Here is a 19,281-nt window from a genome sequence, read left to right as displayed (position 1 = left end):
GGCACGACACACCCCGCGCCCGCGTGCTACACCGCTTCGCCCGGCCCAATGCCGTCGCCGCGCTCCTCGCCGCAGCGGTGTGCGCCATGCTCGTCCGCTGCCTCGGCCGGTCCGATCCGCGAGCCGACCGCTGCCCTCAGGCGCTGGGCACCGTCGGGCTGCGCTGCCGCGGTGGGCAGGCTTACGGTCACGAGGGCCCCGCCCGACGGGTGGTCGGCGAGGCTCACCCGACCGCCGTGGGCCGCGGCGATCATCCCGACGATGGCGAGGCCGAGCCCGTCGGAAGCCGGGTTCGGCGGCGGCCCGGCGACCATGCCGGCGGGGAAGCCCTGACCTTCGTCACGCACGGACAAGTGCACGACGCCGTCCACGTGTTCGGCGCCGAGGGTGATGCGGCCCGGCCCTGAGGGGCCGGAGTGGCGCAGGGCGTTGTCGAGGAGGTTGTACAGGACTTGGCGCAGCCGTACCGGATCGAGGTGGGCGGTCGCTTCGCGGCTGCCCGCGCATGCCACGGTGACCGTGGAGCCGGCGGCGCTCGCGCGGGCGCGGAACGCCTCGGCCGCGTCGGTGAGCAGCCGCGCCAGGGACACCGGTTCGCGGCGCAGCGGGAGCCGGCCCTGTCGCGTACGGGCGAGGACAAGGAGATCCTCGGCGAGTCCGACGAGGCGGTCGGTCTCGGCGGCGGCGGAGCGTAGGGCGGCTTCGAGTTCGCCGCGGTCGCGCGGTCGGGACGTGGCCAGTTCGAGCTGGGCCCGCAGCAGGGTCAGCGGAGTGCGCAGTTCGTGTCCTGCGGTGTCGACGAAGCGGTGCTCGCGTTCCAGCGCCTCCTGGAGGCGCGCGAGCATGGCGTTGAGGGTGTCCGCGAGTCGGGCCAGTTCGTCGCCGGTCGGCGGGACGGTGAGGCGCCGGTCGGGCTCGGCCTCGGAGATCGCGGCGGCCTCCCGGCGGATGCGCTCGACCGGTCGCAGGGCCGCGCCGGCGAGCAGCCAGCCCACGTACGAGGACGCCGCCAGGGCGAGCGGGCCGCCGATGAGCAGCAGGAGCAGCAGCCGGTCCAGCGCCTCCGCGCGGTCGCCGAGCGGTGCGCCGACGACGAGGACCGCGGGCTGTGCGACCGTCCCCGGCAGGCGAACGGGCAGGGCGAGCAGCCGGGCGGGGTCGTCGATGCCCACGACATGGCGGCTGAGGAAGACCGGCTCAGTGACGGTTCGTACGGTGTCCGGCGGCAGCATGGGCGCTGCCGTGACGGCCGGGGTCGTCTCGATGACGTCCCCGCGCGGCGTGAGGATCTGGCCGAACGACTCGTCGGGGTCGATGAGTCCGCGGCCCGCGTCCAGCGGTGCGCGTTCGCGCTGGGCCAGCGCGCTGACGGTGGCCGCGGCCCGTGCGCGCAGGTCGAGGTCGACGGCGCGGGTCAGCTCGGTACCCATCCGGATGTAGAGGAAGGCCCCCAGCGCGGTCAGCACCACCGCCATCGCCAGGCCGAAAGCGAGCGTGAGGCGGAGTCGGAGCGGGAGCCTAGCCAACGGGCCGCGCATGATCCGCGTGCTCCCTGCAGTCATCTCTCAGCCAGTAGCCGGCACCCCGGGAGGTGCGCAGTGACTGTCGTCCGAAGGGACGGTCGATCTTCTGACGCAGGTAACCGACGTACACCTCCACGACGTTCGAGTCCGCGTCGAAGGTGAAGTCCCATACATGCTCGATGAGTTCGGCCTTGGACAGGACCTGCCCGGGCCGCCGCATCAGGCACTCGAGCAGCGCGAACTCCTTGGCCGTCAACATGACAGGAGTTCCGCCCCGGGCCACGGAGCGGGTCGCCGGATCGAGGGTGAGATCTCCGACGGTGAGCACGGCGGGGCGTTCACGGGCGCCCCGGCGCATCAGCGCGCGCAACCGGGACAGCAGTTCGGCCAAGGCGAAGGGCTTGACGAGGTAGTCGTCCGCGCCCAGGTCCAGTCCGCGCACCCGATCCTCGACGGCGTCCAGCGCGGTCAGCAGCAGGACGGGCGCCCACCGGCCGGCGGCACGGATCTCACGCAGCACGCCGAAACCGTCGATGCCCGGCAGCATCACATCCAGGACGATCACGTCGTAGTCGGTCTCCGCGGCGTACCAGAGGGCGTCCTCGCCGGTGGCGGCCACATCGACAGCAAAGCCGTTCTCCGCCAGACAGCGCCGCACCAGCTCGGCCATGGGCGCCTCGTCCTCGACCACGAGAATCCGCATAGTGCCTCCTCGCGAGGACCTGCTTGTATCCAGCGTAGCCGGGGGTTTCTAAGGGGACGCTGAGTCCGCCCGAGGGACCCCTCAGGGACTCGTGGGGACCGTTTCAGGGTCCCCTTAGGCAGTCGCGCGCAGGCTCGGAAGCCACGGTCGACGAAGGAGTCCCGATGATCGGCATAGGCATGGCACGCAGAACACTGGTCCTCACCGTCGCCGCCGGCTGCGCGGCCACGGTCGTACTGACGGCCTGTTCGTCGAGTTCGGGGAGTCCGGGGAGTCCGGGGAGTTCGAGCCACCGGTCCCCGGCGGCCGCGACGACCACCCCGGTCCCCCGCAGCTTCTCGGCGACCGTCGACAACCCGTGGTTCCCGCTGCCGCCCGGCCGGACGCTGGTCTACAGCGGCACCAAGGACGGCGCCAAGTCCACGGAGTACCTCACCGTCACCCGCGAGACCGAGAGGATCACCGGCATCCCCTGCCGGGTCGTCCAGGACCGTCTCTACACCGACGGCACCCTTCACGAGGCCACCCGCGACTACTACGCCCAGGACGCCGCCGGAAACGTCTGGTACTTCGGCGAGGACACCGCCGAACTCGATGCCCACGGCGACATGATTTCCACCGAGGGCACCTGGCGCGCCGGCCGTGACGGCGCCCGCCCGGGCATCTTCCTGCCCGCCCACCCCGTACCCGGCGCCACCGGACAGCAGGAGTACTACCCCGGCCAGGCCGAGGACCGATTCCAGATCCTGAACCTGACCTCCCGTGTGTCCGTCCCGTACAAGACCTTCACCGGGGCCCTGCGCACGAAGGAATGGACGCCGCTGGAGCCGGGGGTCGTGGACAACAAGTACTACGTCAAGGGCATCGGCACGGTGAAGGAGGTCACGGTCAAGGGCGGCCCCTTCGAGGAGAACGTGTTGACCGCTGTCAGGGGCTAGGAGACGCTGAACCGGCCCGAACGCGGCCGCCGGATCCGGCGGGTTGAGAAGTGAGGTCTGGCTCTGACGTGACGTCGAGTGCGGCATCCCTCGTCCCCGTCAACATCACCCTCGGCGTCCTGCTCGCCGCTCTGCTCCTGGCGGCGGCCGTGGTCGCGGGCCGGTTCCATCTCGACCCGTACCCCTACAGGAGCCGGGCCCGGGAGATCCTCGTCGCCGGACTGAGGGCCGCGGCTCAGCTGGCCGTCGTGTCGGTGGTCATCACGTGGGCCGTCAAGTTTGTGCCAGGGCTGTTGGCGTTCCTGGTCGTCATGTTCTCGGTGGCGGTGCGTACGGCCGGACGGAGGATCACCGGCGACCGCACCTGGTGGCTCACGGCCGCCCCGATCGCCGCCGGCGTGGTGCCGGTCGTCGCGGCCCTGCTGCTGACGGGACTCGTCCCGCTGCGGGGCATAGCCCTGATCCCGATCACGGGCATCCTCATCGGCGGCGCGCTCACCGTGACCGTCCTCGCCGGACGCCGTGCCCTGGACGAACTCACCCAGCGCCATGGGGAGGTGGAAGCCGCGATGGCCCTGGGCTTCCCGGACCGGGACGCACGCATGGAGATCGCCCGCCCCGCGGCGTCGGAGGCACTGCTGCCGGGCCTCGACCAGACGCGGACGGTCGGGCTGGTCACCCTCCCCGGTGCCTTCGTCGGCATGCTGATGGCAGGGGCGAGTCCCGTGATGGCCGGGGCGGTGCAGTTGTTCGTCCTGATCGCGCTCATGGCCGTGCAGTCCGTCGCGGTCGCGGTGACGCTCGAACTCGTCGCCCGCGATCGTTTGCACCGCCCGGTACCCGGCACGCCGACAGGAGCGCCACGCAGGGCGAGGCGGCCGATGAAACGGCTGCCGCGTCGCTGAGGACGGTAGACTGCGCGAGGGCGTTCCGCTGTCTCAGAGCGCCGACCGCCGGGCGAGCAACCCCAGGACCAGCAGTCCCGGTGCCATCGGAAGCCAGCCGGTGAGCAGGCGATAGCCGATGACCGCCGAGATCGCCGTCTGCCCCGGTGCCCCGGCAGCCGTGAGCGCGAAGGCGAGCGCGGCGTCCAGCGACCCCAGTCCACCGGGCGTGGGAAGCAGGGCCGCCGCCCCGCTGGCCACGAGGTACGCCATCACCACATGGCTCGTGGGCAACGCGAGCCCGAGCGCGTGGACCACGGCCACGACCACGGCCGCGTGCAGCAACGCAAACGCGACCGAGCCGCCCCACAGCGCGCAGGCCCGCCCTCGGGAGCGATGCACCTCCCGCACGTCGGTCACGGCCCGCCCCACCGCCCGCCTCAGCCGTCCGCTGGCCACCACCGCCAGCACGACGGCCGCCGCCACCACCGGCACCAGGACCAGCACATGCGGGACCCGCGCCGACAACGGAACAGCGCCCGGTGACGCCACCAGCAGGACGACGCCCAGCACGCACCGGACGATCCCGCCGACGGCCGCCTTCACCGCAAGCGCGGTCGCCGAGCGCCCGGTGGACAGGCCGCACCGCTTCAGGAACCGCAGGTTGACCAGGCTCGCCCCCGCTCCCGCGGGCAGGAGGTCGTTGGCGGCGCACGCCGCGAACTGAGCGGCCACCAGCCGTCCCCTCGGCAGCCGCTCGACCACCGCCCCCTGCTGCGCCACAGCAGCGCACACCCACGTGGCGAGAGTGGCGAAGCAGGCGAGCACGAGCCATTCCCCGTCGGCGGCGGCCAGTTGGTCGGTACCGCTGTCGAGAGTGGCCCGGTGCATCGCGAGCATGCCGCCGGCGGCGACGACCACCGCGAGGGTGACGCCCAGCCGGACGTAGGGGCGCCTGCCCGCGGTCACGGTCACGCTGTCGGACACGGTCACCGCCCCTGCGGGGCGTGGGGAGCAACGTAGGCGTGGAGGGCGCCGACCCGCTCCATGAAGCCGGTGCGAGAGGCACCGGTCATCGTGGCGTTCGAGCCGTCCGCCATCCCGCACCTTTCGTCGTCACGCGCCTCGGAACCATGATCTCCTACAGTTCGTAGGAGGCCACTTCACCGTACGGCTCGTCGGTTAGAGACAGGTGAGAGAGCCGTCTCCCTCACCCTTGTGGCGGGGAGATGCCCGGGCCGGCGCAGGCGACTCGCCGTATCCGCCGCCCGGGCGTCGGGTGGCCGTTCAGCCCATGTCCGTCAGGAGGGCGTTCAGTTCCTTCTCCTGCTGCGCGGGCGGCTTCGGCGGGTTCGAGTGATCGATGCCGAAGGTCCCCAGCACCTTGTCCATCTGGGCGTCGATGGAGGTCCACCCGGTCTCGTCCAGCGGCTCCAGCGAGGTCTGGTCGGCGTCCCACAGGTCACGCAGCGACTGGGCGGCCGCGTGCGCTCCCTTCGTGTCTCCGGATCGGGCGTCCTTGAGCGACGTGGAGGCGAGGGCCTTCAAAGCGGTGACCTTGGCGGGCGGGAACTTCTTCACCGCCTCGCCCGGGGCCAGCTGGACCGCGGACGTGTTGTCCTCCTCCGGCGCCGGGCCGGTGTGCGGCTGGCCGTGGGCCCAGATCAGCAGGCCCGTGGTGGCGACGGCGAGGAGTGCGAAGCCGGCCAGACCGATGCGCTCCTTTCGGAGGTCGCCGGTGGTGTGGGCGGCGTGGGCGGCCTCGTAGGTCTCGGTCACGTCCGAGCGCGTCACCGTCAGGTAGACCACGGTCGCCAGGATCAGGCCGAGGAAGATCAGGCTGGTGGTGAAGGTGCCGAGCGCGAGGCCGGTCGGCTCGCCCGGCTGGGCGACCTTCGGGGAGGCGAGCCAGTCGCCGATGTTCGCCCCCAGCGGGCGGGTCAGGATGTAGGCGAGCCAGAAGGACAGCACGGGGTTCGCGCCGAACTTCCACAGCAGCGTGATCGCGCCGATGAGGCCGAGCGGCAGCAGAACGGAGGCGCCCGGGCTCCAGCCGGTGAGCTCGAGGGTCCAGTCGCCGGTCGCCGTGCCGAGCGCGAAGGTGACGAGAACGGCGAGCCAGTAGAACGACTCGCGCGGAAGCGTGGTGACCGAGTGGATCGACAGGGTGCGCTCGCGCAGCCACCACACGCCGAAGACCACCGCGAGCAGCACCGAGAAGACCGCGGAGCTGATCCACAGCGGCACGTTGAGCTGGTCGGTGAGGATGTCGGTGTACAGGGTCCCCGTGACGCTGACAACGACCACCGTCAGCCAGTAGGGGAACGGGACGTACCGCTTCAGCCGCAGCTGGACGGCCAGGACCACCACGAACACCCCGGTGAAGATCCAGGCCGTGTTCACCAGGCCGACGCCCAGCTTCATGTTGATCCAGTCGGCGAAGCTCTCACCCACGGTGGTGCACAGGATCTTGATCACCCAGAACCAGAGGGTGACCTCGGGGACCTTGTTGAGCATGAGGCGCCCGTTGCGCGTGCGCGCTTCCGTTGTCGTCGTCATGCGGTCAGGTTCACGCGGGGAACCTGCAAGCAACCTGACTACGTGACCGCGCGCACGGCCGGGAGCGTCACTTCGACGTGACCGCGGCCGTCCGCGATCGCGCGGACCTCCGCACCGGCCGAGGCGGCGATGCGCCGGACCACCGGCAGCCCCAGCCCGTATCCGTCGCCGCCGGTCACACCTGCCTCGAAGACCCGCTCGACGTCCGCGGGATCGATGCCCGGGCCGTCGTCCAGGACGTCGACCACGACGTCCGTACCCTGGTTGCGCGCGGTGATCCACACGCGCGTTCTCGCATGCCGCAGGCCGTTCTCCAGCAGGGGTGACAGCAGCGACACGGCGACGTCGGGTGCCACAGCCACCTCGGTCCTCTCGGGAATGGCGACCTCGACCGCGCGACTGCCGATCGCCTGACGGGCCGCATCGTGCAGATCGCACCGGGTGCCCTCGTCCGTGCGGGCGCGTGCGGCGCTCAGAATCGTCGTGATCGCCGCGTCGAGGCGGTCGACCTCGCTCAGGACCGCCTCCGGTGGCACCGGCTCGCCGGACAGCTGCGCCAGTTGTGCCTCGCCCCGCAGGACCGTGAGCGGTGTCCGCAGCTCGTGGGCGATCTCGTCGGTGAGCCGGCGTTCGTCCGCCAGCGCGTTGTCGACGCGCTCCAGGAGGCGGTCCAGCGTCTGGCCCAGTTCCCCGAACTCGTCGCGGGGGACGCCGAGGTTGAAGCGGCGCCCGGGTTCGTGATGGCCCCAGTCGTCGGCGAGGGCGGCCATCTCGTGTACGACCCGCAGTGCGCGGCGCACCACGAGATGCGCGACCACGCCGGCGACGATGATCGTGAGGCCGCCCAGGATCAGCGACAAGGTCAGACTGCGCTGCTCGGACGTCTCATAAGGCGTGAGGTCCACCCGGACGACCACCATCACCTGGTGGCCGTCGACCGGGACCCGCCGCGCGTACAGGAGGGAGTCGCCGACGGTCGCGGTCTGCGAACGCCCCGAGTCCGCCAGCTCCTCGACACGCCTGACCACGCTCGCCGGTACGTTCCCGTCGATCAGACGGCCGTCGGCATACACCCAGGCGACCTCGTCCAGCGCCTCACTGCCGTTCTCCGTGAGCACGACACGGCCGCCCTTGGCGGTGACGTTCGCCGCGACCGCCTCGGCGCGTGTACGGGCCAGATCGTGCGCGTCGGCGTCCGTCACCCTGCTCAGCAGCACGTGCGAGACGACGACCAGGATGGCGACCACGGCGGTGGCGATCAGGACGGTGAGCGCGACGACGCTTCTGCGGAATCCCGTCACTGCCATCGGTAGCCCACGCCGCGGACGGTCGCCAGGCGCCCGGCCACACCCAGCGGACCGAGCTTGGTCCGCAGCCGGCGCACATAGGAGTCGAGGGTGTTGTCGCTGACGTGCGCCCCGTGCGGCCAGCCGGCGGCGACGAGGGCGTGGCGGCGCACCGCGTCGCCCTGCGAGGCGATCAGGCGGCCCAGTAGACGGAACTCGGTCGGGGTCAGGCTCATGCTCACCGCATCGTAGGTCACCATGTGCTTCGCCGGATCGAGGACGACCTCGTGCGATGCGGGCGCCACGGTGGCCCGGCGCAGCAGCGCCCGGACGCGGACCAGCAGTTCCGGGATGTCGAAGGGTTTGGTCATGTAGTCATCGGCGCCCGCCTCGAAGCCACCCACCTTGTGATGCAGACCGTCCAGGGCGGTGAGCATCAACACCGGCACGTCGACGCCGCGAGCCCTCAGGGCCAGGCAGACATCGCGGCCGTCGGCGTCCGGCAGCCCGAGATCCAGGACGACCAGCTGGGGCACCGGTGCGAGCTGCCGTAGCAGGCTGTCTGCCGTGGCGGCGACGGAAACGGTGTGACCGTCATGCTCCAGGGCACGCCTGAGAATGCCGCGAACCGCCGCGTCGTCTTCGCACACCAGGATGAAAGCCACGTGCTGACCCTAGATTGCGGGATCTCGATACTCCATCCGCCCCGGACAGGGGTGTGCCGCCGGGGCGCGACGGATCCGTTCTCGGACAGTGGTGAGCATGCCCGGCGGCGCGTCAGCACCAGGGGTGCCTGTCCTTTCCGCCTTTCGTGGCCCGGTGCACGAAAGCGGGCGGGATGTTCGCCCACACCGGCTTCGAGCGTTCCAACCGGTCGAAGCGTCGGGCCAGTTCGGCGGTGAGGTCACGGGCGGGCGGGGTCCAGGCTGCGTGCAGATAGGCGAAGGTGGTGAACCGGCCGCCGGGCGCGAGGACTTCGGTCACGGCGTCCAGGATGTGCGCGCGCCGGTCCTGCGGCATGACCGTCCACGGCAGCCCGGAGACCACGGCGTCGACCGGCTCATGACCCACCTCGGCGACCAGTTCGGCGGCCGTGCCCTGGACCACGGTCAGCCGTGGGTCGCGTCGGGTCGCCGACAGCCGGGCGGCGAGCACCGGGTTGAGCTCGATGGCGACGAGCCGAGCGTCGGGGGCGAGCCGGGCGAGGATCGCGTCGGTGAACACCCCGGTCCCCGGGCCGAGTTCGGCGACGGTCCAGGCCCGCTCCAGGCCGATGCCCTCGGTCATCGCGTACGCCAGCCGCCGTGAACTGGCCGCCACGGCACCGGTCATGAGGGGCCGTCTGAGGAACTCGGTGGTGATCGACATGGCGGCCATGCTCGAAGCGCCCCGAGTGGCCGCGAGTCGTATCCATGGCCGGTGTCCGTACGACTGCGGGAGGACCCCGTGACGCCCGCCAGGACGATGCCGGGGAGCGGGCCCCGGCCATAGCGTGAGGCGGTGCAACGGCTGATCGAGACCCTGCCCCGCCTGCGGCGCGCACATCCGTGGCTGACGGACCTGCTGCTGATCGTGCTGGTCGCCGTGCCCCCGGTGATCCGGCCCCAGCCCGGCTGGCGGCCCGTCTGGGTACAGACGCTCGTCTACGCCGTCCTCGTGCTGCCCCTGCTGTGGCGCCGCCGTCGGCCGGTGCTCGTCGCGGCCCTGGTGACGGCCGGGTTCTGGGCGCAGTACCTCGGGCAGGTGTGGGGACAGGAGCCGGGACGCGGCGCCGTCGCCCTGGCCGCGGTCCTGGCCACCCTCACGGTACGCGGCCTGCGCCGGGCCGCCACGGCGACGATGATCTGTGCCGCCGGCTGCGTCGTGCTGTGGATTCCCGACTGGCAACGGGACTACGGCGGCCCGGGCGCCCGTGGTGCATGGCTCACCCCGCTGGCGGTGGCGCTTCTGCTGGCCGGGGCCTGGGTGTTCGGCGAGTACATCCGTGCCCGGCGTGCCTACCTCGCGGAGTTCGAGCGGCGTGCCGCGCTCGCCGAGTCGGAACGCCTCGCCGTGGCCCGGGTCGCCGTCGCCGAGGAGCGGGCGCGCATCGCCCGCGAGATCCACGACGTCCTCGCCCACAGCGTGAGCGTGATGGTGCTGAACGCCGAGGGCGGCAGGCTGATGCGGCACACCGACCCCACGGTCGTCGACCGCACCCTCGGTGTCATCAGCGCGACCGGTCGCGACGCCCTGGACGAACTGCGCCGGCTTCTGGAGGTGCTGCGCACCCCCGCGGACGCCCCGCCCGGCGACCCCGGACCCGGGTCGGCCGGCGGTGAGGCCGGCGAATCCCTCTCGGCCGATCTCCGGCGGCTGGTCGCCCGCCTCAACACCAGCGGCAGACGCGCCCGACTGGACCTTGACGGAGAGTGTGGCGGCCTGTCGGCGGATCTCACCGTGCAGACGTACCGCATCGTCCAGGAGGCGCTCACCAACGTCGTCAAGCACGCACCGCCCGACGCCATGATCCACGTACGGGTCGACACGGGCAGCGAGGGGCCGGGGCGGCTGGTCCGCCTCCGGGTGGAGAACTCAGCGGGGGCGGGAGCCACCCCGGAGCACCGCGGCCCACTGCTGTCCACAGGTCACGGACTCGCCGGCATGCGTGAACGGACCGCCCTGTACGGCGGCAGCGTCGACGCCGGACCCACACCCGAAGGCGGCTACCGGGTCACCGCCACCCTGCGCCCCACCGCGGCCACGCCCACCGCGGCGACCCCATGACCGGCCCGGCCCCCACCCCGTCACCGTCGCGCGTGCTGATCTGCGACGACCAGGAGCTGATCCGGATGGGGCTGCGCATGGTCGTCGACAGCCAGCCCGACCTCACCGTGGTGGGCGAGGCCGCCGACGGCGTCGCGGCGATCGCCGGCGTGGCTTCCCTGGAGCCGGACCTCGTCCTGATGGATGTCCGCATGCCCGGCCTGGACGGGCTCGCCGCGACCGAACATCTCTGCGCGCAGCCGCAGGGGCCGCGGATCCTCGTCGTCACCACCTTCGACCTCGACGAGTACGCCTACGCCGCCCTGCGCGCCGGCGCGAACGGCTTCCTCGTCAAGGACGCCCCCGCCGAGGAGATCCTGGTGACCGTCCGAGCGGTACTGCGGGGCGAGGTGATGGTGGCGCCCTCGCTCACCCGGCGCTTGGTCGAACGCTTCGTCCTGCACTCCCCCGCGTCCGCGCCCGCCCAGCGCAGCCGCCTGGCCGTACTCACCGACCGGGAACGAGAAGTCCTCGCCCTGGTCGCCCGTGGGCTGGCCAACGGCGAGATCGCCGACCGCCTCTTCGTCGGGGAGACGACCGTCAAGACCCACCTGGGCCGCATCCTCACCAAACTCGGCCTCCGCGACCGTGTCCACGCGGTGATCTTCGCCTACGAGAGCGGGCTGATACGGGCCGGGGACTGAACAGCGACGAACGGAACCTGCTGCGACAACTGCCCGGCGAGCCCCCGAGGTTGCGGCGGAAGATCCGTCTCATAGTCTCCGGGGAGCCGAAGCCGGCCGGCCCTGCGACGGGCTCCTGGCTCTCGTCACCGGTCACCAGGAGAACCTTGGCCGCCTCCAGCCGGGTCACATAGCGGACCGGGGCCTGACCGCCCGGCCGTTGCAGAAAGACCACCATCCACCGGGCGACCCTGCGGCTCGTACACGACCGCGGCTCCGACCCCGACTGGTAGGCCAACAGACCGGCGCAAGGGTCCGCAGGCTCTCGGGGGCCGCTCACGTAGTACGGACGAGACCCGGGCAGCGGCCAAGGCCGTCACTCGTCGTTCACCCACCGCATGAGCCGTTGCAGAGGGTAGAAGCCGTCATGGGAGAGGCCCGGTGGCATGCCGCCCGCTCTGCCCAGGGAGACCACGCGTTGTACGCCGGCGCAGGCGAGGGCGTCGCGGAGTTCCGCCTTGCGGGTGTCGGGGTACACGCCGACCGTCTGGGTGGCGACCCCGGCATGGGCGAGGGCGTCGGACAGGGCGGCGACCGGGACGACGTCCACGATCTTCCCGTCGGGGTGGAAGTCCACGGGCTCCGGTGAGCGGATGACCAGGCCCTGGCCGTCGTAGCCGCCCCACACCCGGTACTCGGGTTCCATGGACCGCAGGACGTCGATCTCCTCGCGCAGTTCGGCGGTGACCCGTGGGCCGCCGGCCGAGCTGAACTCCCGTGCCACGCCGAGGCATTCGCACAGCAGGGCGGCATAGCGGTCGGCGTCTTCCCAGGAGCCCTCGACGAACTGGAAGCGGCTGGCCACGCAGGCCTGCTGGTTGAAGAAGGTCGCGTCGGCGGCGCCCGCGTCCGCCGCCCGGGCCAGGCTCTCCTCGGACGCGAAGGCCTCGCGGCCGATCATCGAGATGGAGGTCTTGGGGTCGAAGGAGACGAGTTCGAAGCCCGGGCCGACGTACTTCAGCGCGCTGCGGATGGTGGACTCGCCGCCCCACGCAACCAGCTTGTCGAAGAATTGCGGGCGGAACAGCACGCTCTCCACCGCCTCGTCGCCGCCGCGCCAGTACACCGCGGAGAACGACCGCACCACCGGGTGCCCGGGGGCGACCGCGGCCATGGTGCGCAGGATCGCGGTCGCGGTGAACAGGTCGTTCGAGGGCAGTTTCAGGAGGTTGACGCCCTTGGTGAGCGCGCCGCGCACGACGGACATCGCCGCGACTCCGGGTGCGTTGCCGGCGACGATGTGCACCAGGCGGGGCGGGAACGCGCGGGTGGCGGCGACCCGGTCGTCGGGCAGGCGTACCTCGCGCCAGCCGTCGAGGACGTCCGCACCGCCGAGTTCGTGGTCTATCTGGGCGTACAGACCGGGGCGTTGGAAGCTGCGCCACAGCACGGCGTAGGCGCGCTCCAGCACTTCCCCGGGCAGCGGGCTGACCGGGGCCATCCGCTCCAGGGCTTCGGCGAGCAGGCCCTCGCGGTCCGCCTTGAGGGCCTCACCGGTCTCCACCAGCAGGTCGACAATCTCCGCCACGGGCACATCGAAAGCGGGGCCAGGTTCGGATCGCGGCCACACGAGGCGGTCCAGGTCGAGGGCCGGTGCGGTGAACCGGCCGAGGTCGACGGGCGTGCTCGGGTCGACCTCGCCCCGGACCACGTGCACTACGGTCAAGGGGGCGGCCGCGGGGCCGTCGAGTGTCGTACGGCTCATCAGTGGACCAGCCCCCGCACATAGGAGTCGAGTGTCGCCGCGCAGGTGATCTTGTCGTCGCCGCCGAGGTCGCCGTAGCGTCGGATGTCCGGCAGCACCGCCGGTCCCGGGCGGCCGCAGGCGCACGGCGAGAAGTCCACGAAGACCCGGTCGCCGCTGATCAGGCCGCCCCAGCGACCCTCCAGGGAGACGTCGAGGAACGCGAACCGGCCTTCCACCACACCCTGTTCGGAGCCCACCAGCTTCTCGCCGGGCTCGGCGAGCACCAAGGGGATCACCCAGGGCGGCACGTGGTAGTTGCCCTGCTCGCAGGCGAGGCAGGAGCCCTGGAGTTCGGTCATGCCGTAGCTGCGGACGCGGCGGACACCGGCGTAGAAGGCGGCGAGTTGCTGCTGGTAGTCGTCGGGCAGGGCGCGGCCCTTGTTGCCGCCGCCACTGAGCACCAGCGTGTCCGGGTGCAGGCTCCCGTCGGCCACGCCGCGGGCGCGCAGGGCCTGGATGAGGGTGAACTGCTGGTTGTTCATGCCGGCGATGAGGAGCGGTTCCTCGCGGTGGGCGGCGATGTCCTCGACGATCTCGGCCATGGCCGCGGCGAGTTCGCCCTCGCGGGATTCGGAGGCGGTCTCGAAGGAGCTGATCTCCTGCGGGGTGGCGGCGCCCTCGGCGATCCGGCGGCGCAGCAGGGCGCTGCTCATCAGGTCGGACACGCGCATCGCGTCCTCGGTGAGCAGCCTGGTCTCGCCGGGTTGTGCGAAGACGTCGGCGTGCCAGCGGAAGCCGTCGATGGAGCGCATCGGGCCGCTCGCGGGTGCGAGCAGGTAGCCGCGGCGGGTGGGTTTGGGGGGCAGGGGGTCGGGCCAGCAGGTGAGGTGCTCCAGGATGTCGTGCAGGAAACTCAGGTCGCCGGCGGCGCAGTTGAGGAAGGAGACCTTCCCGGAGGTGCCGCTGGTGATGTACGGGCGGTGGCCGGCGGCGGTGATGCGGTCGGTCCACTCGTCGATGTCACGGACGCCGTCCATGTCGACGTCGCCGGGTTCGACCGTGGAGACGGTGGTGTACCAGCGCAGGAGCCGGTCCCAGCGGCCCGCGGTGATGAGGGAGACGGGGTAGGACTTGTAGCTGGTGTGCGAGAAGAGCAGTGGCACCAGGTCGTCGAGGCCGGTGATCTCGTCGACGCCGGTCTCCGCCGCCCGGGTGCGCAGCAGCGGGACCCGCTCGCGGTGGGCGGTGAAGGTCTCGCGGGCGGCCTCCAGCTGCAACTCCCTGAGTTCGGGGGCCGGTTGGTCGAAGGTGTCGCCGGAATGGACGAGGGATCGGATCTGCTCGCGTGCGCCTGGCACAGCGTTCACCTCAATCGGTTGCGTACGTGGTCTTTTCCGCTGTGGCCTGCGCGAGGTACGACGACTCGATCGCGTCGAGGTTGCCGCGCAGTTCCTTCGGGGTGCCGGTCATGGTGACGCGGCCGCGGTGCAGGACATACACGCGGTCGGCGATGTCCAGGACCTTGCGCACGTGCTGTTCGACCAGCAGTGCGCCGAGGCCGAGGTCGGCCGCCTCGCGCACCGCGCGCAGGAGACGGTCGACCACCAACGGGGCGAGGCCGAGGGAGAGTTCGTCCGCGAGGAGCAGCTTCGGTGCGCGGCACAGGGCGCGGGCCAGCGACAGCATCTGCTGCTCGCCGCCCGACAGCATGCCGGCGCCGGTTCTGAGGCGCTTCTCGAGCTCGGGGAAGAGTTCCAGCGCCTGCTGGGACCTCACCCGGCCGACCCGCAGGTTGTCCGCGGTGTCGAGCCGGGTGAAGACCGCCCGCTCACCGACGTACGCCAGGCCCTGGCGGGCCCGGCGGTGCAGCGGTGTCCGGCCGGGTGCGCCCAGCCAGCGCACCTCGCCGTCCATCGGGGCGAGGCTGCCGGAGAGCGCCCGCAGGGTGGTGGTCTTGCCGGCGCCGTTGGGGCCGAGCAGGGCGACGACCTCGCCGGGGCGGACCTCCAGGTCGAGGTCGCGTACGACGGGTTGGCTGCCGTATCCGGCGGACAGGGAGCGGGCTTCGATCAGGGGTGCGTCGGTGTCCGGCACGGCCTGCTCCTCAGCTGGACGGCAGGGCCGTCAGGATCTTGCGGACGTCGACGAAGGTGGATCCGGGCTTGGCCCACTCGATCTTCCCGTCGCGGATGGTCAGTTCGGTCGCGGTGGTGTTGTGGATGCGGTTGAGGCCCTTGATCGGCAGGGCCGTGGCCGCCGTCCAGCTCAGCGGCGGGGTCAGTCCGCCGGTGCTGATGCCGGTGCTGGTGTCGAGCTCCTGCACGAGGGCCTTCGAGTTGATCGTCGGGAGCTTCTTGGCGGCCTCGGTGAAGACCTTGAAGGCCACCCAGGTCGTCTCGTTGGCGCCGTTGCTGGTGTCGACGTCCTTGTCGCCCTTGGTGGCGGCGACGAAGTCCTTCCAGGCGGCGTCGGAGGGCGGCGGGAAGTAGCCGGTGATCGCGGCGCCCTCCAGCGGGCCGCCGGCTCCGCCGGTGCTCTCGGCGAGCTGCGGGGTGAGGTTGCCGACGACGCTGCCGAGCTTGGTCTTGGCGCCGGACTGCACGTACGACTTCACGAACAGGCCGGAGGCGGTGCCCATGATGACGCTGACGCAGTCGCTTCCCTTGGTGGCGGCGGCGACCTGGGGGGCGAGGTCGGTGGCGGTGAGCGGCACCTTGATGTCCTTGGGCGCCGGCGCTCCGGCGGAGACCGCGCCGACGGTGAGGAACTGCGAGACGACCGCGGCGGCGGCCACGTCGTAGCGGACGCCGGAGATCTTCTTGCAGCCGTTCTGCACCAGTTGCCGCCCGTGGGCCGCGAACACCACCGGGGTGCCGCCGTTGACCGGGAACGACAGCGGGTTGGAGAACTCGGCCGCCGAGACGCCGGTGCCGCCGATGTACGGGATGCCGGCCTTCTGGAGGATGGGCATGTAGCGGTCACCGGCGAGGCTGTAGGAGCCCACCACCGCGACCACCTTCTCGGCGACCGCCTGCTGGGCGCACTTCTCGGCCTCGTCGGGGTTGTTCTTCTCGTTGCAGGTGAGGACCTTCAGCGGGGCGCCCTTGATCCCGCCATTGGCGTTGATCCACTTCTCGTAGGCCTGGGCGGTGAGCCGCACTCCGGGCTGGGCGCTGCCCTGGGTCTCCTCCGGCGCCCAGACCATCACCTTGACCGGTGTGCCCTTCAGGGTCGAGGTCTCCTCCTTCGAACTGCCGGACGCCTCTCCCCCGCAGCCGGCGGCGAGCAGGGCTCCGGTCATCGCGAGGGCGCCCGCTGCGGCGGTTCTGCGTCGGCGTGAGTGGTTCATGGTTCCTCCGCTGTGCTCGTCGTCGAGATGCCGAACAGCATGGGGTGCGTTTTGTGGTTAGTGAAGTACTCTCGGCACAATTATTTAAATGAATGTGCTGTCTTGCTCCTGCCCTCGGGAGGTTCCTCGATGGACGACGTCCTGCGTTTCGCCCTGCTCGGCCTCGGTCTCGGCGCCCTCTACGCGCTCACCGCGCACGGCATCGTGCTGGTCTACCGGGGCTCCGGGGTCCTGAACTTCGCGCACGGCGCGATCGGCATGGCGGGGGCCTACGTCCAGTGGGAGCTCGCCAACCAGCACGACCTGCCCTACTGGCCCGCCACCGCCTGCGGCGTCCTCACCTCCGCGGTCCTGGGCGTGCTCACCCACCTGCTGGTGCTCCGCCCGCTGCGCAGAGCGTCCTCACTGGCCCGTCTGGTCGGCACCCTGGCGGTCTTCATCGTGCTCACCGCGATCGCCCTCAAGCGCTACGGCGACAGCCTGGAGCTGGTGCCGGGCAAGCTGCCCACCAAGCTGCTGACGATCGCCGGGGCGACGGTCTCCGAGGACCGCATCTGGCTGATCGGCATCGCGGTCGTCGGGACCGTGCTCCTGCACCTCCTCTACAAGCGCACCCTGTTCGGCCTGGGCACCAGCGCGGTCGCGGAGAACGAGGGCGCGGCCGCCTCGCTCGGCTGGTCCCCGGACCTGATCGCCACCGGCAACTGGGCGCTGGGCTCGGCGCTCGCCGGGCTGACGGGCATCCTGATCGTGCCGGTCATCGGCCTGTCCGTGACCGGGCTGACCACCCTCCTGCTGAGCGCCCTGGCCGCCGCCCTGGTCGGCAGGTTCTCCTCGTTCCCCGTCACGCTCGCCGGTGGACTGGTCATCGGCGTCGTGCAGTCCGAACTGACCCGCTTCGGGTCCGACGTCACCGGGCTCGCCGCCTCGGTCCCCTTCCTCTTCATCGCGCTGGTCCTGGTCGCGCGCGGCCGGGCGCTGCCGCTGCGCGGCACGCTCCTGGACCGGCTGCCCGCTCTGGGCACCGGCAGGATCCGCCCCCTGCCGCTGGCGCTCGCCGTCGTGGCCGGACTGACGCTGGTCAGCCTCGCGACACCGCTGTGGGCCGACGCGATCACCACCACCCTGGTGCTGTCGCTGATCATCCTGTCGATCGTCGTGGTCACCGGATACGCGGGACAGGTCTCCCTCGCGGCCTACGCCCTGGCCGGGACCGGCGCCTTCCTCGCCGGACACGCGGCGGCCGACTGGGGTTGGCCGTTCGAACTCGCTCTGTTGGCCGGGGTGTTGGGGACCGTGCCGATCGGCCTGCTGTTCGCGCTCCCCGCCGTGCGCACCCGCGGCGTCAATCTCGCGATCATCACCCTCGGCCTCGGCACCACCCTGGAGGCGATGGTCTTCCAGAACACCGATCTGTCGACGACCCCGGGCAGCGACGGCATCGCGGTCGGCAAGCAGACCCTCTTCGGGATCAGCATCTCCGGCGTCGACCATCCGCAGCGGTACGCCGCCCTGGTGCTCGTGCTCTTCGTCGCCGCCACCCTCGTGGTCGCCAACGTGCGGCGCAGCCGGACCGGCCGCCGGCTGATCGCCGTAAGGGCGAACGAGCGGGCCGCCGCCGCCCTCGGCATCGACGTCCGCGCCGCCAAGCTCTACGCCTTCGGCCTGTCCGCGGCCATCGCCGCGCTCGCCGGAGTGCTCACCGGCTTCCGCTCGACCTCGGTCGTCCTGTCCGACTTCGCGAGCTTCGACTCCATCACCGCGCTAGGCCTCGCGGTCATCGGCGGAGTGGGCTTCCTCGTCGGCCCGCTGTTCGGCGCGACCTTCGCCGCGGGCACGGTGGGTGCCCGGTTCGCGGACCTCGTACTGCCCGGGCTCAGCGCGTGGATGCCGCTGATCGGCGGGATCATCCTGGTGCTGACGCTCGTGGGCAACCAGGACGGCATCGGCAAGGGGCTCGGCACACGGGTGCCGGGGAGCCTGCGCAAGCCGACCCCGAAGCGCCCGGCGACCGTCCCGAAGGACGAGCCGCCCGCCGCCGTGACCGTGACCCCTGCCGCCCCGCTCCCCCTCCAGATACGGGACCTCACCGTCCGCTACGGCGGTGTCGTCGCCGTCGACGGGCTCTCCCTGGACGTCGGACCGGGCCAGGTCGTGGGGCTCATCGGTCCCAACGGTGCCGGCAAGACCTCCGCCATCGACGCGGTCACCGGCTTCACCCGGACCGCGTCCGGCAGTGTGCGCCTCGGCGACCGGGACGCGACCCGGCTGCCGGTCCATCGCCGGGCCGCCGCCGGTCTGAGCCGGTCCTTCCAGTCCCTGGAGCTGTTCGAGGACATGACGGTCCTGGACAACCTGTACGCGGCCTGCGACCGGCCCGGCCGCTGGGCGTACCTCACGGACCTGATCCGTCCCGGCAGCCGCCCGCTGCCCGCCCATGTCCTCGTCGCGGTACGGGAGTTCGGACTCCAGGACAGTCTGGACCGGCCGGTGGACGACCTCTCGTACGGCGAGCGCCGGCTGCTGGCCATCGCCCGCGCGGTGGCGGCCTCGCCGTCCGTGCTGCTCCTCGACGAACCGGCGGCGGGCCTCTCCGACGACGAGACCCGGGAACTGGCCCATCTGGTACGGCGGCTCGCCGAGGACTGGGGCATGGGGGTGCTGCTCGTCGAGCACGACGTCGACATGGTGATGAGCGTCTGCGACCAGGTCGTGGTCCTGGACTTCGGACGCCGGATCTGCGCCGGCACCCCCGAGGAGGTCCGGCGCGATCCGGCGGTCCGGGCGGCCTACCTGGGCGACCTGACGCCGGACGAAGCGGCGGACGAAGCCGCGGACGAGGACACCGTGAGCGCCTGACGCGC

Annotated in this window: 16 protein-coding genes; 5 read left to right on the top strand and 11 right to left on the bottom strand. The window is 71.6% G+C overall.

Annotation, left to right across the window (positions count from 1 at the left end):
* Positions 1-26 precede the first annotated feature (26 nt).
* Both ACFULQ_RS02735 and ACFULQ_RS02730 read right to left on the bottom strand, forming a co-directional pair.
* Positions 27-1,538, bottom strand: a complete 1,512-nt coding sequence (locus ACFULQ_RS02735; RefSeq protein ID WP_383537149.1) for an ATP-binding protein — start codon at positions 1,536-1,538, stop codon at positions 27-29.
* Complete coding sequence (locus tag ACFULQ_RS02730) at positions 1,519-2,226, bottom strand: response regulator transcription factor (RefSeq protein ID WP_383537147.1); 708 nt, start codon at positions 2,224-2,226, stop codon at positions 1,519-1,521. The genes ACFULQ_RS02735 and ACFULQ_RS02730 overlap by 20 nt, the downstream gene beginning before the upstream one ends.
* Positions 2,227-2,405: 179 nt before the next feature.
* On the opposite strand from ACFULQ_RS02730, the gene ACFULQ_RS02725 reads away from it, so the two are divergent.
* Together ACFULQ_RS02725 and ACFULQ_RS02720 are read left to right on the top strand one after the other, a co-directional pair.
* Positions 2,406-3,164 carry a hypothetical protein gene (locus ACFULQ_RS02725; RefSeq protein WP_383537144.1) on the top strand — a complete coding sequence of 253 codons (759 nt, stop codon included), beginning with the start codon at positions 2,406-2,408 and terminating at the stop codon, positions 3,162-3,164.
* A 68-nt stretch (positions 3,165-3,232) separates the two neighbouring features.
* Positions 3,233-4,069, top strand: a complete 837-nt coding sequence (locus ACFULQ_RS02720; RefSeq protein WP_383537142.1) for an ABC transporter permease — start codon at positions 3,233-3,235, stop codon at positions 4,067-4,069.
* Positions 4,070-4,102: 33 nt separating this feature from the next.
* Here ACFULQ_RS02720 and ACFULQ_RS02715 read toward each other — a convergent pair whose 3' ends face one another.
* The 5 genes from ACFULQ_RS02715 to ACFULQ_RS02695 all read right to left on the bottom strand — a co-directional run bounded on the left by ACFULQ_RS02715 (position 4,103) and on the right by ACFULQ_RS02695 (position 9,261).
* Positions 4,103-5,041, bottom strand: coding sequence for a YbhN family protein (locus tag ACFULQ_RS02715; protein WP_383537140.1), 939 nt, complete (start codon positions 5,039-5,041; stop codon positions 4,103-4,105).
* Positions 5,042-5,335: 294 nt separating this feature from the next.
* Complete coding sequence (locus tag ACFULQ_RS02710; RefSeq protein WP_383537137.1) at positions 5,336-6,607, bottom strand: hypothetical protein; 1,272 nt, start codon at positions 6,605-6,607, stop codon at positions 5,336-5,338.
* A 38-nt stretch (positions 6,608-6,645) separates the two neighbouring features.
* Complete coding sequence (locus ACFULQ_RS02705) at positions 6,646-7,914, bottom strand: sensor histidine kinase (protein WP_383537135.1); 1,269 nt, start codon at positions 7,912-7,914, stop codon at positions 6,646-6,648.
* On the bottom strand, positions 7,905-8,558 hold the full coding sequence (locus ACFULQ_RS02700) for a response regulator transcription factor (RefSeq protein ID WP_383537133.1): 654 nt from the start codon (positions 8,556-8,558) through the stop codon (positions 7,905-7,907). The genes ACFULQ_RS02705 and ACFULQ_RS02700 overlap by 10 nt, the downstream gene beginning before the upstream one ends.
* 112 nt (positions 8,559-8,670) lie before the next feature.
* Positions 8,671-9,261 carry a class I SAM-dependent methyltransferase gene (locus tag ACFULQ_RS02695; RefSeq protein ID WP_383537130.1) on the bottom strand — a complete coding sequence of 197 codons (591 nt, stop codon included), beginning with the start codon at positions 9,259-9,261 and terminating at the stop codon, positions 8,671-8,673.
* A gap of 132 nt (positions 9,262-9,393) precedes the next feature.
* On the opposite strand from ACFULQ_RS02695, the gene ACFULQ_RS02690 reads away from it, so the two are divergent.
* Both ACFULQ_RS02690 and ACFULQ_RS02685 read left to right on the top strand, forming a co-directional pair.
* On the top strand, positions 9,394-10,659 hold the full coding sequence (locus tag ACFULQ_RS02690) for a sensor histidine kinase (RefSeq protein ID WP_383537127.1): 1,266 nt from the start codon (positions 9,394-9,396) through the stop codon (positions 10,657-10,659).
* Positions 10,656-11,342 (top strand): response regulator, encoded by a 687-nt coding sequence (locus ACFULQ_RS02685; RefSeq protein ID WP_383537125.1) that lies wholly within the window; start codon positions 10,656-10,658, stop codon positions 11,340-11,342. Before ACFULQ_RS02690 ends, ACFULQ_RS02685 begins: the two co-directional genes overlap by 4 nt.
* 355 nt (positions 11,343-11,697) lie before the next feature.
* Here the strand turns inward: ACFULQ_RS02685 and ACFULQ_RS02680 are convergent, their stop codons facing one another.
* From ACFULQ_RS02680 to ACFULQ_RS02665, 4 genes are read right to left on the bottom strand one after another with little or no spacing between them, the layout of a single operon-like run.
* Positions 11,698-13,086: an acyl-CoA reductase gene (locus ACFULQ_RS02680; RefSeq protein WP_383537122.1), complete on the bottom strand. Its 1,389-nt coding sequence runs from the start codon at positions 13,084-13,086 to the stop codon at positions 11,698-11,700.
* Entirely contained in the window at positions 13,086-14,426 is a 1,341-nt protein-coding gene (locus tag ACFULQ_RS02675; RefSeq protein WP_383537120.1) for a hypothetical protein, read from the bottom strand. Before ACFULQ_RS02675 ends, ACFULQ_RS02680 begins: the two co-directional genes overlap by 1 nt.
* A gap of 10 nt (positions 14,427-14,436) precedes the next feature.
* Positions 14,437-15,162, bottom strand: a complete 726-nt coding sequence (locus ACFULQ_RS02670; RefSeq protein ID WP_383537118.1) for an ABC transporter ATP-binding protein — start codon at positions 15,160-15,162, stop codon at positions 14,437-14,439.
* Positions 15,163-15,172: 10 nt separating this feature from the next.
* The gene (locus ACFULQ_RS02665; RefSeq protein ID WP_383537115.1) at positions 15,173-16,417 is read right to left on the bottom strand and encodes an ABC transporter substrate-binding protein; all 1,245 of its coding nucleotides are present in this window, start codon (positions 16,415-16,417) and stop codon (positions 15,173-15,175) included.
* 129 nt (positions 16,418-16,546) lie between these two features.
* Between ACFULQ_RS02665 and ACFULQ_RS02660 the strand changes: the two genes are divergently transcribed.
* Positions 16,547-19,276, top strand: coding sequence for an ATP-binding cassette domain-containing protein (locus ACFULQ_RS02660; protein ID WP_383537112.1), 2,730 nt, complete (start codon positions 16,547-16,549; stop codon positions 19,274-19,276).
* The last annotated feature ends 5 nt before the right edge of the window (positions 19,277-19,281 follow it).

It is taken from the genome of Streptomyces sp. NPDC057253 (genome assembly GCF_042669125.1).
Lineage (GTDB): Bacteria > Actinomycetota > Actinomycetes > Streptomycetales > Streptomycetaceae > Streptomyces.
Note: the sequence above shows the minus strand (reverse complement) of the source record. Positions and strands in the feature narration are given on the sequence as shown.